This window comes from Micromonospora chokoriensis (assembly GCF_000718555.1).
GTDB lineage: Bacteria > Actinomycetota > Actinomycetes > Mycobacteriales > Micromonosporaceae > Micromonospora > Micromonospora chokoriensis_B.
Window position 1 is genome coordinate 1 of record NZ_JOAN01000023.1, and the last position, 15,051, is coordinate 15,051.

Sequence of the window (15,051 nt, forward strand, 5' to 3'; positions counted from 1 at the left end):
ACACAACTTCGCACCCGGATCCGCCGCCCGCGCCGCCCGGAACGCCGCCTCGATCCAGTCGTTGCCGGTGCGCTGCAGGTTCGAGTCCCGCCGCCCACCCGAACCACCATCGGCGAACGCCTCGTTCACCACGTCCCAGGCATAGATCTTCCCCCGGAAGTGCGTGGCGACCTGGGTGACGTGGTTGATCATCGCGCTGCGCAACGCGCTGCCCGACATCCCCTGCGCCCAACCCGGCTCCTGCTGGTGCCACAGCAACGCATGCCCACGCACACTCATGCCATTGGCCTGCGCGTGACTGACCAAACGATCACCACCGGTGTAACTGAACCGACCCTGCTGCGGCTCGGTGGCGTCCCACTTCATCTCGTTCTCGGCCACGACACTGTTGAACTCACGGTTCAGGACGGTCGTGTACACACTTGTGGAGAGCTTGCCCGTCGCGACGGCAGCCCCGAAGTAGCGGCCCTTCTCGGCCGCCGAGGCCCGCAGGGTCGTGCCGGCGCTGGCCGTGGAGGTAAGCGTCACCGTCATAGCGGCGGCGAGAGCGCCGGTGACTGCGACGGCCACCGCCGCTCGCAGGGCTCTTCTGTGATTCATGCGGATTCCTTCTCTGTGGTGGTGCAGCGATGGAGACGCACGCCCGGATCTGCCGCTGCGGAGTCGGAGACGTCAGCGACGGTCGCCGTCGCGGCAGCAGTGCGGGGAGTCCTGACACGACGTCCGGCATGCCCTGGGCGGACGTAGCGCATCGAGGTGCCACAGCAGGTTCGCCCGGTGAACCACAGGTGCGGCCGCCCTCAGACATCGACTGTGAGCGATAACATGCCGTTCGTCAAGTCGTAACCATCCGCGTCACCGGTGCTGCCGGAGCCGTAGGAGCACGGCTCCGGCAGCGCGCGTCACTGGAACGAGGCGTCGTCGACGAGGAGACTGTCGGTGCCTTCGGCCGTCTCGACGTAGAAGGCGGCAGCGGACAACGTGCCGCTCCACGACACGGTCGCGGTGCCGGTGAGCAGGGTCCAGCCGTTGACGTTCACCCCTGCCGCCGGGGTCAGCTGGAGGTAGCTCGTCGTGCCGTTCGCGGTCAGCGACAGGGTCGCCTTCGCCGACGGCGTGCCGCTCTGCGCCCGTACCCAGACGTTCGTGGTGTAGGTCTTGCCGTTGGCGAGTTTGGCGGTCACGTCCTGGCTGGGGCCGTTCCACGCACCGGTCCGGCCGGTGATGGAGAGCGAGCCGCTGCCACCGTGCGCGGTGGTGGTGTTGCGCGACAGCGTGCCGCTGCCGTGCACGCCCCAGCCCGTCGTGCCGTTCTCCACGTCGCCGTTGGTGAGCAGGTTGGCGCTGACGCCGCTGCCGCCGAACTGCCACCAGTTGAGGTTGAACAGGTTGCCGCTGCCGCCGGCGAAGCGCAGGTACAGGTCACGGGTGCCGGTCGCCCCGCTCACCGCGCAGGTGGCGGTGCTCCAGGTCTGCCAGCCGCCGGTGCCACCCACGGTGCAGGTGCCCACGGTCGGCCCGCTGGCGCTGTCGAGGCGTACCTCGATCCGGCCGCCGCTGGTGGCCGAGGCGACGCGGGCGCTGAACGAGGTCGCGCCAGCGCCGAACGCGACGCCCTTGACCTTGATGTAGTCACCGTTCTCGATCCAACCGACGTTCATGCCGCCCTCGGTGGACGCCTCGGTCTCGATCCCCGAGCCCCACGCGATCGTCTCGGCCTCCTGCCGCACGTACGGGTTCAGCGTGCCCACCTGCGGCACTCCCCCGGCACTCATCGTGATCGTCGGGAACGTGCCATTGCTGTTGTAGCTGAACTTCTCCACCGCGACCGAACGGGTGTAACCACCACCACCGGGCAACGCCCCGTTGTGATAGAAGAAATACGATCCGCCCTGGAAATCGACCACGCCCGCGTGATTCGTGAAACTACTCCCCTGCCGCGGCATGATCGTTCCCCGATACGTCCACGGCCCGGTCGGCCCCGTCGCTGTGGAGTACGCGATGAATTCCGAACAACACTCGGCCGCGAACACGTTGTAATACAACCCGTTGCGCTTGAACACCCACGGCCCCTCCTCATACAGAGTCGGCCGACTCGCATTACCGTTTCGGGTGCCGAATCCCGCCGTCGTCAACGGGATGCGCGTCGCGCTGCCCGAGTAGGAAATCATGTCGGGGTTCAACTTCACGTACCACAGACCCGGGTTACCCCAGTACAGGTACGCCTGCCCGTCATCGTCGATGAACGCGTGCGGATCGATTTCGTTGTTGCCGACAAGTGGTCGACCGAGCGCGTCGCGAAATGGCCCGGTCGGGCTGTCGGCCACACCGACGCCGATGACCATCTGCCCGTTGGAGCGCTGGCGCACCGGCACGTACCAGTAGAACTTCCCGTTGCGCGCGACGACCTGCCCGGCCCAGGCGTTGGCATCGGCCCAGGCGAACGTCGCCAGATTCATCGGCACGCCATGGTCGGTCCAGTTCACCATGTCCGCGGATGAGTACACCCTCCACTCACGCATGGTGAAGTAGGTGGACCCGTCCTCGTCATGGCCGGTGTAGAGGTACACCCGGCCGTTGTGCACCATCGGCGCCGGGTCGGCGGTGTAGATGTTCTGGACGATGGGATTGTCGGCCTTCGCCGTGCCCGGGATCAGTGCGAGGACGCAGGCGATGCTCGCCAGCCAGGCGATGGCGCGCCTGGCCCGGACAGTGATCCGGGTTGTGGTTCGATCTTCCACCTTCACGATTACTCCCACAGAGAGTGGCGCACACCAAGCAGCACGACCGGCGGCCGTGTTAGCGCTAACAGATCTTGCCGACTATCCCCTCCCTCGCTTCACCAGGAAGTTTGTGTGGCGCGAGATGACCGTCGTAACCACATCGAAGCACTGATGTATCGACGCAGACATCCAAGATTTACGATGCACCGTACTGAGCAACGGAGCGGGCGTCAACGGGAGGCAGTCGCCCTCCCGCCGCAACCGCCCATTACGCAGCGTCACGGATCAGCGGTCACTGGACTGCCGGCCCAGCCTCAGCGCGACGGGTCGGCGAGGTGACCCTGGGGGTTGCGGGCATGTTAACAACCAACTATGTTAGCGATCACATCGATGCGCCGCGATAGACGTCAGGGGTGGGCACCCGGCGGCCACGGCGACCGTTCCCCCACCAGTCTCGCGTCAGAAAGGTCGCCTGCCGTGCCGTTGACCCGACGCACGTTCACCCTGGGCGCGCTCTGGACCGCTGCCGCCGCCACCGGCGCACTGAGTCTTCCGCGCGCCGCCCTCGCCGCCCCGAATACCGCCTACGTCATGGCCTATTTCACCGAGACCCCCCAGTTTCAGGGCGCGGACTACGGGCTGCACCTCGCCGTCAGCCGAGACGGCCTCAACTGGACGCCGCTGAACCAGAACAACCCGGTCGTCACGCCGACCGCCGGCCAGCTGGGCCTGCGGGACCCGTTCGTCTTCCGCAAGCAGGACGGCACCTTCGTGGTGCTCGCCACGGACCTCAAGGGCACCAACTTCGGCCTCAACAGCCAGTACCTGCACGTGTGGGACTCGACCGACCTGACCAGCTTCACCGGCTACCGCCGGATCCGGATGCACACGCTCAACACCCACACCTGGGCACCCACCGCCTTCTGGGACGCCGCCCGCGGGCAGTACGCGATCGTCTACTCGGCCAACAACGGTCAGGACGTGTTCCTGGTCAACTACACCAGCGACTTCCAGACCGTCAGCTCACCGCAGGTGTTCTTCAGCCCGGGCTTCGGCGTCCTCGACGGAGATGTCGTCGTCGACGGCGGCACCACCTACCTCTACTACAAGAACCTGGGCAACGGAAACCTCTACGGGGCCAGGTCCAGCACCGGCGCACCGAACAGCTTCACCACGTACACCAGCGGGCTTCTGCAGGGCACCGGCATCGAAGCCCCACTGCTGGTCAAGGCGGTCGACGGCAGCGGCTGGCGGCTGTGGGGCGACTCGTACAGCCCGATCAACAACGACTTCTACGCCTGGTCCACCACGACCATCGGCGGCAACTCGTGGGCCCCGATGAACCAGCGCGACTACACCCCGCCGATGAACGCCAAGCACGGCTCGATGATCGGGATCACCGACGCCGAGTACAACGGCCTGATCGCCCGCTGGGGCACGCCGAACTGGGTCCGGCTGAAGTCCTCCAACCTGCCCGACCGCTACGTCCGGCACGCCAACAACGTGGCGCGGCTCGACACGTACCCGTTCGACCCGTACCAGGACCAGATGTGGCGGATGGTGCCCGGTCTCGCCGACTCCACCGGGGTGTCCTTCCAGTCGGTGAACTACCCCGGTTCCTACCTGCGGCACTACAACTACGAGGTCCGGCTCGTCGCCAACGACAACACCTCGGCGTTCCGGGCCGACGCCACCTTCTACCGCACGGCGGGGCTCGCCGACTCCACCTGGACGTCCTTCCGCTCGTACAACTACCCCACCTACTACCTGCGGCACGCGAACTACCTGCTGCGCATCGACCCGCTCAGTGGCAGTTCGAGCGCCGCGGACCGTCAGGACGCCACCTTCCGGATCACCCCTTAGCAATCCCTTGGAGGTTCCCATGCCACCCCCGCCCCTCAGCCGCCGCCACCTCCTTCAGGCCGCCGGAGCCACCGCGGTGGTCTCCGCGACCGGCACCACCCTCGTCGCCGGCAGCGCTGCGGCCGCCGTGGTTCCGCCGGCCCGGGCGGACATCGGCGTCTCGGCGTACGCGTTCGACCTCGGTCAGGTGCGACTGACCTCCGGCCGATGGATGGACAACCAGTCGCGGACGCTCAACTACCTGCGTTTCGTCGACGTCGACCGGATGCTCTACAACTTCCGGGCCAACCACCGGCTGTCCACGAACGGCGCCGCCACCAACGGGGGCTGGGACGCGCCGAACTTCCCATTCCGGACCCACATGCAGGGCCACTTCCTGAGCGCGTGGGCATACGCGTACGCGGTGCTGGGCGACACCACCTGCCGGGACAAGGCGAACTACATGGTCGCCGAGCTGGCCAAGTGCCAGGCGAACAACGGTGCCGCCGGGTTCGGCGCGGGTTACCTCTCCGGCTTCCCGGAGTCCGACTTCACCGCGCTCGAGGCACGGACGCTGTCCAACGGCAACGTGCCCTACTACTGCATCCACAAGACCCTCGCCGGGCTGCTCGACGTCTGGCGCTACATCGGCAACACGCAGGCCCGTACGGTGCTGCTGTCGCTGGCGGGCTGGGTCGACACCCGGACGTCGCGGCTGAGCGCCAGCCAGATGCAGTCGATGCTGGGCACCGAGTTCGGCGGCATGAACGACGTACTCGCCGACATCTACCAGCAGACCGGCGACAGCCGGTGGCTCGCCACCGCACAGCGGTTCGACCACAACTCGGTGTTCAACCCCCTGGCCTCCGGCCAGGACCAGCTCTCCGGGCTGCACGCCAACACGCAGGTGCCAAAGTGGATCGGCGCTGCGCGGGAGTACAAGGCCACCGGGACCACCCGATACCGGGACATCGCCAGCAACGCGTGGAACATCACCGTCGGCGCGCACACCTACGTCATCGGCGGCAACAGCCAGGCGGAGCACTTCCGGGCGCCCAACGCGATCGCCGGCTACCTCAGCAACGACACCTGCGAGCAGTGCAACACGTACAACATGCTCAAACTGACCCGGGAGCTGTGGCTGCTCGACCCGAACCGGGCGGACTACTTCGACTTCTACGAGCGCGCGCTGATGAACCACCTGATCGGCGGACAGAACCCGGCCGACAGCCGCGGCCACATCACCTACTTCACCCCGCTGCGGCCGGGTGGCCGTCGGGGTGTGGGTCCGGCGTGGGGTGGCGGCACCTGGAGCACCGACTACAACTCGTTCTGGTGCTGCCAGGGCACCGGCCTGGAGATCAACACGAGGTTGATGGACTCCATCTACTTCTACAACGGCACCACGCTGAGCGTGAACCTGTTCACGCCGTCGGTGCTGAACTGGACCCAGCGCGGCATCACCGTCACCCAGACCACCAGCTTCCCGGTCAGCGACACCACCACGCTGACCCTGTCCGGCTCGATGAGCGGCTCCTGGAGCATCCGGGTGCGGATCCCGTCCTGGACCAGCGGTGCGACGATCACCGTCAACGGCACCGTGGAGAATGTCACCACCACACCGGGCAGCTACGCCACCGTCACCCGCACCTGGGCGGCGGGCGACACCATCACCGTGCGGCTGCCGATGCAGGTCGCCATCAAGGCCGCCAACGACAACGCCAACGTCGGCGCGGTCACGTACGGCCCCACGGTGCTGGCCGGCAACTACGGCAACACGGCCCTGAGCACCCTGCCCACCCTCACCGTCTCCTCGATCAGCCGGAGCAGCACCAGCTCGCTCGCGTTCACCGCCAGCGCCAACGGTTCGACAGTGAACCTCGCACCCTTCTACGACGCCCACGGCTACAACTACACGGTCTACTGGAACACCAGTGGCAGCGGCGGCCCCACCGGCAGCTACCGACTGGTCAACGTCGGCACCGGGCTGGTCCTCGGGGTGCAGAACATGTCCACCGCCGACGGTGGGCTGGCCGTGCAGTGGGGGGACAGCGGCACCGCCGACCACAACTGGGTGGTGGTGACCGACGGCAACGCGGTCCGGTTCCGCAACGTCAACAGCGGCAAGGTCCTGGGCGTGGAGAACATGTCCACCGCCGACAACGCCCGGGTCCTGCAATGGGCCGACAACGGCACCGCCGACCACCGGTGGATCCTGGTGGACAACGGCGACGGGACCTACAAGATCCGCAACGTCAACAGCAACAAGCTGCTCGGGATCCTGAACGGGTCGACCGCCTGGGGCGCGCAGGCAGTGCAGGACCCGGACAACGGCAGCGCGGACAACCGCTGGCGGCTGGTCCGCAACGCCTGATCGTCAGTCCCGTTGCACGACGTCACCGGCGCGGCCTTCGGCAGGCCGCGCCGGTGACGTCAGGCGGACGGGTGGCGGCGGTCGTAGAGTGGACAGGGTCCTGGCCCCAGTGAACGCGGCGGACGTGTCGGCTCGTGCCGCCTTTCCGCCCCGGAAGGAGCACAGTGAACCGCCCCCTCCGCAGCACGCTCGGCGGCGCGCTCATCGTCGCCCTGCTGACCTCCGTCGCTGTCGCGCCCGCACAGGCGCACCCCGGCGGGCGGCCACCTGCCGTCCTCGCCCTACCCGACGGATTCCAGCCCGAGGGCATCGCCACCGCCGGCCGGTACGCCTACTTCGGCTCCCGCGCGACCGGCGCCATCCACCGCGTCGACCTGGTGACCGGCCGGGGCATGACGATCGGTGCGGCCACCGGCACCCCGTCGCTCGGCCTCAAGGTCGACCCACGCGGCCGGCTCTTCGTCTCCGGCGGCACGGCCGGTGACGCCCGCGTGCTCGACACCCGCACCGGCGACGTGCTGGCCCGCTATCAGTTCGCCACCGCCCCGACGTTCGTCAACGACGTCGTCCTGACCCGCGACGCGGCCTACTTCACCGACTCGAACCGTCCGGTGCTCTACCGGCTGCCGCTGGGTCGGGGCGCAACTCTGCCGCCTGCCGACGCCTTCACCACGATCACCCTGACCGGGGCATACCAGCAGGTCGGCACCGGCGTGAACCTCAACGGCATCGCCACCACACCGGACGGCCGGGCGTTGATCGTCGTCCAGTCCACCACCGGCACGCTGTACCGGGTCGACCCGGCGACCGGCGTGAGCACTGTCGTGGACGTGCCTGGCCACACCTTCACCAACGGCGACGGCCTGCTGCTGATCGGCCACACCCTCTACGTCGTGCAGAACCGCCTCAACCAGGTCGCGGTGCTCCGGCTGAACCATGCCGGCACCGCCGGAACGGTCACCACCACCATCACCGACTCGAACTTCGACGTGCCCACCACGGTCGCCAAGGCGTTGGGCCGGCTCTACCTGCCCAACGCCCGCTTCACCACCCCGCCGACCCCCACCACGGCGTACACGGCCGTCGGGGTCCGGGCTCGCTGAGCGACCCGAGGGGGCACCCGGCAGCGGCTGCCCCCTCGGCCCCAGCGGGGGTCGGGTCACAACCGGCCACGAGTACGATCACCGGCACCGCGGCGACGACTGTCGCCTCCACCACCCGGAGCGCGCGTGGCCAATCGTCCGAACCGCTTCCCGCGCCGAGCCCTGGCCGTGAGTCTCCTGATCGTCGCCGCCGGGCTGCCGTCCGCTCCGACGGTGACCAGCTCCACGAAGACCGGCAAGCCCACCGTCCTGCGTATGCTCCAGATGAACCTCTGCAACAGCGGCCGCGCCGGCTGCTACACCGGCCGGTCGATCCCGGTCGCCGCCGAGGTGATCGCCGCCGAGGCACCCGATCTGGTCACCCTGAACGAGATCTGTCGCGACGACGTCTCCGCCCTGCGGCGCGTGTTCGAGACGGTGCACACGGAGCGGACCGTCGTGTCCGCGTTCCAGGCCGCCGGCGACCGGCCCAGCGGCGCCGACACCCGGTGCCGCAACGGCCAGCCGTACGGCCTCGGGCTGCTGGCCCACGTCGAGACGCCGGACACCCCGCGCAGCGTGTACAGCGGAATCCACCCGACGCAGGACCTCGCCGATCCCGAGGAACGAGCCTGGCTCTGCGTCGACGTCGCCCTACTCGCCTGCACCACGCACCTGTCCGCCACCGGCCACCGCGTCGCGCTCAGCCAGTGCGGCCACCTGCTCGACACGATCCTGCCGACGATCAGCGGGAGGACCGGCTCCGGCCCGGCCGTGCTCGGTGGTGACCTCAACCTGCGGGCCGACGGCGACCCCGATGTGCGCTCCTGTACGCCGCCGGGCCATTCCCGGGTCGACGACGGCGCGCGACAACACATCGTGGCGGTGACCGGCATCGCCCTCTGCTGCCGCAGCTCGGTGACCATGCATGGGGCGACCGACCACCCCGGGCTGCTGGCCACCGTCATCATCGGTGGCAGCCGGCCCGGTCAACCGCCGGCCTGACCCGCGTCAGCACCGAGCACGGAGGACGCGGGCCGGCCGCACGGTGTCAGCGGGGCGACGAGTCCCGGCGGGACGGGAACGGGGTACCCGGCTGGCCGAGGGTGGAGCGGGCGCGCAACCCGACCGGGTCGGGAGCAGCGGCGGGCGTCGGGGCTGCCGGTGCCGCGAGCCGCCGCCCGTCCAGGTACGCGGTGGCGGCCCGGTCGTCGTCGGTCGGAGCGGCGAGCAGGGCGTAGAGCAGACCGACCACTCCGAAGATCACCGCCAGCACGATCGGCACCAGCAGCGTGCCCACCCCGGTGCCGGTCACTTCACCCGTACGTTCGTGGCGGTGCACCGACAGGGCGCTCATGCCGGTGAAGTGCATGCCGTTGACGGCGATACCCATGACCAGCGCGGAGGCGAAGATCGCCAACCCGCGCCGGACGGTCATCGCGAGCCACAGCGCGACTGTGGACGCCACGACGGCGATGACCACCGAGAGCACGACCCGGAGGGTGTCGTAGCCGAGGCTGCCGTTGAGGCGCATCGCGGCCATTCCGGTGTAGTGCATGGAGGCCACGCCGGCACCGGTGAAGACGCCGCCGGCGATCAGTCGTACCGGGTTCAGCCGGCCGGTGCCCACAATGGCCAGACCGATGCCGACCGCCACCACGGCGATGATCGTGCTGGCCACCGTCAGCGGCACGTCGTAGCGGATCCGGGTGTTGTCGACCGCGAAGCCGAGCATGGCCATGAAGTGCATCGCCCAGATGGCGGTGCCACCCAGCGCCCAGGCCGACAACAGGCCCCACCAAGCCCGCTGGCCGTTCGTCTCGGCCGTGCGGATGCGCCCGGCACAGACCAGACCGAGGATCGAACCGAGCACGGAAAGCGCGTAGCTCAGCGCGGGTGTGATCCACCCGTACTCAAAGTGATTGATCTCCGCCACGGCGGTCTTCTCCCCATTAGTTACCGGCGCGTCAACAAGACGCCTCGGCAATGATCAGGGGTCCGTTGATCAGGCGCAACAGTGCCCCCCGAGCTATTCGAGGGGTGCCGTCGCGGTAACCGTCCGCTGCGTCGATTCTCCGTCGATCGTGACCGAATGTGACGATCAGGCAGAGGTGTGATACGCCAGAACGCCCCGATTTGTGGCCGCGATCGCCTGCCGGGCGGTGGACCGGAGCTCCGGTGCGGCGCCGCCGGAGTCGGCAATCTGACCGAGTAGGTCGACCACCTGTCGGGCCCATCGGACGAAGTCACCGGCCGGCATCTCACCGTCGATCTCGTGACCGCTGCCGAGCACCTTGGCCAACGCCTCGCCCCGAGCCCACCGGTAGACGGGCCAGGCGAAACCGAGGTCCGGCTCCCGCGTCGCGGTCAGCCCCCGCGCCGCCTCGTCGGCCTCGATCTCCCCCCACAGCTTCAGCGTCTCGTCCACCGCGTCGGCCACCGGCCCACGTGGCAGCGACGCCCGCTCGTCGACATCACGGCGTGCCTCGAACACCACCACGGACACCGCGGCGGCCAACTCGGCCGGGGACAGCCCGTTCCACACCCCCCGGCGCAGACACTCGGCGACCAGCAGATCGGCCTCGGTCCAGATCCGGCCGAGCATCCGACCGGCGTCGGTGACCGCGCCGTCGGCGGCAAGGTAGCCGCGCTCGGTCAGCAACGCCACGATCCGGTCGAACGTCCGAGCGAGAGACCCCGTCCGCCCACTGACCCGCTCACGCAACTCCTCGGTGTCGCGCTCCAGCCGCCGACGCCGCTCCGCCCAGCGGGCGTGATCCTCCCGCTCGGGGCAGGCGTGGCAGGGGTGGTGGCGCAGCTCGGTGCGGAGCTGGGTGATCCGGTGGTCCTCGCCGGTCACCTGCCGGGAACGGCCACCGCGTCGGCCGCCGTGCCGGTCCAGGCCGGTGCCGCTGACCTCGGCGGCGAGATCCCGCCGGGCGGCCGGTGAGCGGTGGTTGAAGTGCTTGGGCACCCGGATCCGGGCCAACACCTCGGCCGGCGTGGTGAAGTCACCGGGGCTGACCCGCCCGGCCCAGCGGTCCTGGGTGAGCACCAGAGGTCGGGGCTCACCGAACCCGCCGGTCGCCGGGTCCAGCACGACGGCCAGCCCGGCCCGACGGCCCGACGGCACCCGGATCACGTCGCCGACGCGCAGCCGCTCCAACGCGGCCACCGCGGCGGCCTTGCGCTGGGTCTGCCCTTGCCGGGCGATCGCCTTCTCCCGGTCGGCGATCGCCACCCGCAGCGCGAAGTACTCGTCGAAGTCGCCGTGGTGGCAGGCGGCCTCCGCGCCGTACGCCTCGATGGTCTCGGTGTTGCGCTGCACCTGCCGGGCCAGGCCGACCACCGACCGGTCCGCCTGGAACTGGGCGAACGACGACTCCAGCAGAGCCCGGGCCGGCTCCGCGCCGACCGTGCCGACCAGGTTCACCGCCATGTTGTACGACGGCCGGAAGCTGGAGCGCAGCGGATAGGTTCGGGTGGACGCGAGCCCGGCTACGTGCCGTGGGTCGGTCTCCGGGGACCACACCACGACGGCGTGCCCCTCCACGTCGATGCCACGGCGGCCAGCACGCCCGGTGAGCTGCGTGTACTCCCCCGGGGTCAGGTCGACGTGCGCCTCACCGTTGTACTTGACCAGCCGTTCCAGGACCACGCAGCGGGCCGGCATGTTGATGCCCAACGCCAGGGTCTCGGTGGCGAAGACCGCCTTGACCAGGCCGCGGACGAACAACTCCTCGACGATCTCCTTGAACACCGGCAGCATGCCGGCGTGGTGGGCGGCCAGGCCGCGCTCCAGACCGTCCAGCCACTCCCAGTACCCCAGGATCGACAGGTCCTCCCCCGGAATGGCGGTGACCCGGGACTCGACGACCCGGCGGATCTCGGCCCGCTCCTCGGGCGAGGTGAGCCGCAGCCCAGCGGCGAGACACTGCTGCACCGCGGCGGCGCAACCGGCCCGGCTGAAGATGAACAGGATCGCCGGGAGCAGACCCTCCCGGTCCAGTCGGTCGACGATGTCCGGACGTAGCGGGCCACGCCAGCGCGGGCCACGCCGGCCGGCACCGGGCCCCGCGCTGCGGCCCTCGCCCAACTCCAGCCGCCGGGCGGTCTCCCGGGTGTAGCGCAGCAGCTCCGGGTGCACGTCGTGCTTGCGGGCCGCGTCGGCGTCGTGGAACAGGTCGAACATCCGCTTGCCGACGAGCATGTGCTGCCACAACGGCACCGGCCGGTGCTCGCTGACCACCACGGCGGTCTCGCCGCGCACGGTGACCAGCCAGTCGGCGAACTCCTCGGCGTTGGAGACGGTCGCCGACAACGAGACCAGGGTGACCGAGGCGGGCAGGTGGATGATCACCTCTTCCCACACCCCGCCACGGAAGCGGTCGGCCAGGTAGTGCACCTCGTCCATCACCACGTACGCGAGGCCCTGCAGGGTGCTGGAGCCCGCATAGAGCATGTTGCGCAGCACCTCGGTGGTCATCACCACCACCGGCGCGTCGCCGTTGATCGCGTTGTCACCGGTCAGCAGACCCACCTGCTCGGCGCCGTACCGGGCGACCAGGTCGTGGTACTTCTGGTTGGACAACGCCTTGATCGGCGTGGTGTAGAAGCACTTGCGCCGGGCCGGCGGCGTCGTCGGGTCGGCGGCCGGCACCGGGTCGTCGGGCCGCCCGCGCAACGCCAGGTGGACGGCGAACTCCCCGACCACCGTCTTACCGGCGCCGGTCGGAGCGCAGACCAGCACACCGCTGCCCCGCTCCAGCGACTGACACGCCTCCCGCTGGAAGTCGTCGAGGTCGAACCCCAGCTCAAGGGCGAACTCGTCCAACGCCGGAAACTGTGCGGCTTGTGCGGCCTTGCGGCGTGCCGCTGCGTACCGCTCGGCGGGGCTCGACATGGCACCAAGATTAGTGCGTGCCGCGAGGCGTCACCCCACAAGGCCGTCCGGCGGTGCCGTCGGGGGCGGTCGGTAGGGTGCACGGCGTGCCGGACCACGCCGAACCGCCCCAGACCAGTCCGCCGGGCACCGCCGACCGCCGGGCGTCCCGACGCCCTGTGAAGGCGGTGCTCTTCGACTTCCACGGCACCCTGGCCCAGGTGGAGGATCCCCGGCAGTGGGTGCTGGAGGCCGCGGCGGCCTGCGGCGTCACCCTGGACCGGGTCCGCGCCACCTCGCTGGCCGACCGACTGCTGACCGCCGGACGCGCCGGCGGGCCACTGCCGGCGCGGGTGCCGCCCCGACTGGCCGAGCTGTGGGCCGACCGGGACCTCTACCAACACGCCCACCGGGGCGCCTACACCGGGTTGGCCGAGACCGTCGACGCCGGCATCGAGGGCTTCGCCGACGCGCTCTACGAGCGGCTGCTGACTGCCGAGGGCTGGCAACCGTACGCCGACACCGCCCCCACGCTGACCGCGCTGCGCGAGGCCGGGGTGCCGGTGGCGGTGGTCAGCAACATCGGCTTCGACCTGCGGCCACACTTCGACACCTGGGGGCTGACCGGCCTGGTCGACGCGTTCGTGCTCTCCTACGAGGTGGGGCGCTGCAAACCCGACCCGGCGATCTTCTGGCGGGCCTGCGGAATGCTGGGCGTCGACCCGGAGCAGACGCTCATGGTCGGTGACACACCAGCGGACGCCGGCGCGGTGGCCGCCGGCTGCTCGGTGCTGGTGCTCCCGGCGGCCGAGCCGGGTCGGGAGAACGGCTTAGGCGCCGTCCTGGACCTGGCCCTGCCAGCCTGACCTGGCCTGGCCTGCCGCGCGGGGTGCTCGGCGACGGGCAGGTCAGGCACGGGCGGGCTCGAAGAGCTCGACCGGGTTGCCAGCCGGGTCGTCCAAGACGATCTGCCGGCCGCCCGGACCGGTGATGACCTCACTGCGGAATGCGATGCCCGCAGTGCGCAACTGGGCCACCTGCGTGTCGATGTCAGCGACGATCAGATGGATGCGGTTCCAGCCGCCGGGATGCGGACGGCGCCCGTCGGGCATGGCCCGGCCGGCGGAGCTGTCCGGGCCGGACAGCAGCAGTCGCAGGTTCCCGCGACGCACATCGGCGAACGCAGGCAAGAACGTGCTGAGCGGGGTGAAACCGAGGTGGGTGGTGTAGAAATCGATCGCGGCGGCGACGTCGTCGACGAGATACCGCACGCTGACGATGCCATCATCGGCGTAGATGGTCATGAGTCCTTCTCCGATCGGACGGCGAGGGTGTGCAGCAGAAAGCCAATTCGCTGGGCGAGTTCGTCGGCGACCCGCTCGAACGCGGGCAGCCCGGCGGGATCGGCCGCCGGGTCCGGGATACTCCAATGCACCCGTCGCCGATGCCCGGGAAACTCAGGGCAGACTTCCTTGACCCGGTCGCACAGGGTGATCACGTAGTCGAACCGCTGACCAGTGAACTCGTCGAAGTGTTTGGGCCTGGCCTCGGCCAGGTCGACGCCGCGCGCCGCCATGACACTCACCGCGTACGGATGGATCGGCTTGGGGCGGCTACCCGCGCTGAAGGATTCCACGGCGCCAGCGGTGCGGTCCCGCAGCAACGCTTCAGCCGTCTGCGAGCGCGAGCTGTTACCCGTACACAGGAACAACACCCGCCCGCTTTGTGAGCCGGCCGGCCTGGGGTAGGTGAGCCGTAGCCCGGGATGCAAGGCGGCGCCGGTGCCGGACAGCAGGTCCGCGCAGTGGGCCAGATCGAGCGAGTAGTAGGTGTCGCGGCCGTCGGCGCTGCTACGCCGCACAGTGACCAGCTCAGCCTTGCGCAGCTTGCCCAAGTGATATGACACCAGGTTCTGTGGCTGGCCGAGCAGCGCGGTCAACTCGCGCACCGCGAGGTCGCCGCAGGCCAACTCGCTCAGTAGCCGCCACCGCACCGGGTGCCCGGCTGCGGTCACGAACCCGGGCGGTGCGATGGTGCCGACTGCCTCTGGCGTCACGTCCGCAGATTACATCAATCTGATTTGATGCAACAGAGGATCGGGTCCAGCTGCCGGCCGGATCCTGGCCTGCCAGGGACCCGTACGCCGGT

At 69.5% G+C, this 15,051-nt stretch carries 11 protein-coding genes; 5 read left to right on the forward strand and 6 right to left on the reverse strand.

What is annotated here, in order from left to right:
- The coding region (locus IF46_RS0126205; RefSeq protein WP_036393367.1) for an endo-1,4-beta-xylanase at nucleotides 1–600 on the reverse strand (600 nt) is incomplete at its 3' end.
- Between the two features lie 302 nt (nucleotides 601–902).
- Nucleotides 903–2,747 carry a family 43 glycosylhydrolase gene (locus IF46_RS0126210; protein ID WP_420063595.1) on the reverse strand — a complete coding sequence of 615 codons (1,845 nt, stop codon included), beginning with the start codon at nucleotides 2,745–2,747 and terminating at the stop codon, nucleotides 903–905.
- 453 nt (nucleotides 2,748–3,200) lie between these two features.
- Here IF46_RS0126210 and IF46_RS0126215 point away from each other — a divergent pair, with 453 nt between their 5' ends.
- From IF46_RS0126215 to IF46_RS0126230, 4 genes are all read left to right on the forward strand, one after another.
- Entirely contained in the window at nucleotides 3,201–4,586 is a 1,386-nt protein-coding gene (locus IF46_RS0126215) for a glycoside hydrolase family 43 protein (protein WP_030491045.1), read from the forward strand.
- Nucleotides 4,587–4,605: 19 nt separating this feature from the next.
- Entirely contained in the window at nucleotides 4,606–6,939 is a 2,334-nt protein-coding gene (locus IF46_RS0126220; protein ID WP_030491046.1) for a beta-L-arabinofuranosidase domain-containing protein, read from the forward strand.
- 164 nt (nucleotides 6,940–7,103) lie between these two features.
- Nucleotides 7,104–8,042, forward strand: a complete 939-nt coding sequence (locus tag IF46_RS0126225) for a hypothetical protein (protein WP_030491047.1) — start codon at nucleotides 7,104–7,106, stop codon at nucleotides 8,040–8,042.
- Between the two features lie 126 nt (nucleotides 8,043–8,168).
- The gene (locus tag IF46_RS0126230; RefSeq protein ID WP_157563494.1) at nucleotides 8,169–9,026 is read left to right on the forward strand and encodes an endonuclease/exonuclease/phosphatase family protein; all 858 of its coding nucleotides are present in this window, start codon (nucleotides 8,169–8,171) and stop codon (nucleotides 9,024–9,026) included.
- A 46-nt stretch (nucleotides 9,027–9,072) separates the two neighbouring features.
- On the opposite strand, the gene IF46_RS0126235 is transcribed toward IF46_RS0126230, so the two are convergent.
- Together IF46_RS0126235 and IF46_RS0126240 are read right to left on the reverse strand one after the other, a co-directional pair.
- Complete coding sequence (locus IF46_RS0126235) at nucleotides 9,073–9,957, reverse strand: MHYT domain-containing protein (protein WP_030491049.1); 885 nt, start codon at nucleotides 9,955–9,957, stop codon at nucleotides 9,073–9,075.
- A gap of 165 nt (nucleotides 9,958–10,122) precedes the next feature.
- Entirely contained in the window at nucleotides 10,123–12,924 is a 2,802-nt protein-coding gene (locus IF46_RS0126240) for a DEAD/DEAH box helicase (RefSeq protein ID WP_030491050.1), read from the reverse strand.
- Between the two features lie 86 nt (nucleotides 12,925–13,010).
- On the opposite strand from IF46_RS0126240, the gene IF46_RS0126245 reads away from it, so the two are divergent.
- Nucleotides 13,011–13,769, forward strand: a complete 759-nt coding sequence (locus IF46_RS0126245; protein ID WP_030491051.1) for an HAD family hydrolase — start codon at nucleotides 13,011–13,013, stop codon at nucleotides 13,767–13,769.
- 42 nt (nucleotides 13,770–13,811) lie between these two features.
- Here IF46_RS0126245 and IF46_RS0126250 read toward each other — a convergent pair whose 3' ends face one another.
- Together IF46_RS0126250 and IF46_RS0126255 are read right to left on the reverse strand one after the other, a co-directional pair.
- Entirely contained in the window at nucleotides 13,812–14,207 is a 396-nt protein-coding gene (locus tag IF46_RS0126250; protein WP_030491052.1) for a VOC family protein, read from the reverse strand.
- Nucleotides 14,204–14,959: a metalloregulator ArsR/SmtB family transcription factor gene (locus IF46_RS0126255; RefSeq protein ID WP_030491053.1), complete on the reverse strand. Its 756-nt coding sequence runs from the start codon at nucleotides 14,957–14,959 to the stop codon at nucleotides 14,204–14,206. The genes IF46_RS0126250 and IF46_RS0126255 overlap by 4 nt, the downstream gene beginning before the upstream one ends.
- Nucleotides 14,960–15,051 lie beyond the last annotated feature (92 nt).

Bases quoted from the DNA above. Each gene is read 5' to 3' on its own strand.
- IF46_RS0126220 (WP_030491046.1), top strand. From the start codon at position 4,606: ATGCCACCCCCGCCCCTCAGCCGCCGCCACCTCCTTCAGGCCGCCGGA.
- IF46_RS0126240 (WP_030491050.1), bottom strand. From the start codon at position 12,924: ATGTCGAGCCCCGCCGAGCGGTACGCAGCGGCACGCCGCAAGGCCGCA.
- IF46_RS0126250 (WP_030491052.1), bottom strand. From the start codon at position 14,207: ATGACCATCTACGCCGATGATGGCATCGTCAGCGTGCGGTATCTCGTC.